The sequence below is a fragment of the Candidatus Viridilinea mediisalina genome, assembly GCF_002532535.1.
GTDB classification, from domain to species: Bacteria; Chloroflexota; Chloroflexia; order Chloroflexales; family Chloroflexaceae; genus Viridilinea; species Viridilinea mediisalina.
The window spans coordinates 1-1,241 of sequence record NZ_NQWI01000284.1 but is presented as its reverse complement, the minus strand read 5'-3'; the positions used below and the strand labels follow the sequence as shown (position 1 = coordinate 1,241).

The 1,241-nt window shown below is 57.9% G+C and carries 2 protein-coding genes; one reads left to right on the top strand and one right to left on the bottom strand.

Going from position 1 to position 1,241, the window contains the following annotated elements:
* The coding region (locus CJ255_RS22015; RefSeq protein ID WP_217352526.1) for a hypothetical protein at positions 1-713 on the bottom strand (713 nt) is incomplete at its 3' end.
* A gap of 243 nt (positions 714-956) precedes the next feature.
* Between CJ255_RS22015 and CJ255_RS22010 the strand changes: the two genes are divergently transcribed.
* A partial coding sequence (locus tag CJ255_RS22010) for a hypothetical protein (protein WP_133117024.1) occupies positions 957-1,241 on the top strand: 285 nt, incomplete at its 3' end.

The following is a 1,241-nucleotide window of genomic DNA, read 5'->3' as shown; positions in this document are numbered from 1 at the left end:
TCCCCATCGCCATCGCCAGGGGTGGTTCCGCTATCCCCATCGCCAGGGTCAGACGGGTCGCCGTTATCCCCATTGCTCTCGCCGGGGTCGGTGATCGGCTCACTCCCCACATCAGGCAACTCTGCCCCAAGTTCCACCTCATGGCGAAACGGCAGCGGTGCCGTACTGGGGTCAAGCTCAAAGGCAGCAAGGATCGCAACAAGCGCATCGGGCTCAGCCAAAAAACTGCGGCTAAACCCAATCAAATAGAAGACATCCTCAAGCTCCAGCGTATAGACCGCCGCATAGGCCGCATCAGCCTGGAGGCTCGTCAAGCGCAGGGCGGCATAGCCAGCCACCTGCACCTGCTCTGCCTGATACCCCTGGCGCAACAGGGCATCGGCCCACATTGCAGCGGTGACGGTTGCCTCATTGCTGGTATGCTCAACCAACAGTTCAACCTGATGCAACGGATCAGCGGCAGCAACACGGCACGCAGGCGTTGGCGCATCAGCACAACGCGGCGCATTGAGTACCTCATAGAAACGCCCTGCGAGGCCACCGTTAAAACGGGTACGTGGCCAACCCTGCAGCGCACTATTGTTCAACCCCTGACCCTGATCAAATCGCAAAACATCCTCGTCCTGCTGCGCCGTAGCGCTCAACGCAGTATGGGAAAGCGCAATGCTCAACAGCAACAAACCCAAGACGATCCAGCTACGATGAGGCTTCATACTTCCTCGCTTGGTATTGATGAAGATGTATATGAACTAGGAGTCAACAACAACGCTATTATAGTTCATCGTACTACAGATTGTACATAACAAAACCGTCGTATAAACTGCATTATAGGCTAACAATCTGTTCATCATGTCGTTTTGTCCCGCTTTTTGTCCCGCTTGAGTCGCTTCAAGTAGGAGGTGCGGATCGTGAAGGAGGGAGCCATAAATTGCGGCGAAGCATACGTTGACGAAACGATGGTCGCCAAGCTCCTTGCTACCGCCGAACAACTCGCCCAGGTGGCTTCGACAAGCTGGCTTCGACAGGCTCAGCCAGCGGATAGGCTGGCTTCGACAAGCTCAGCCCTCGCCCCGCCGCTGGCTGAGCCTGTCGAAGCCACGCGGCGGGGCGAGGGCGGGGCTTCGACCCCACTCTGGCTTCGACAGGCTCAGCCAGCGGATAGGCTGGCTTCGACAAGCTGGCTTCGACAGGCTCAGCCAGCGGATAGGCTGGCTTCGACAAGCTCAGCCCTCGCCCCGCCG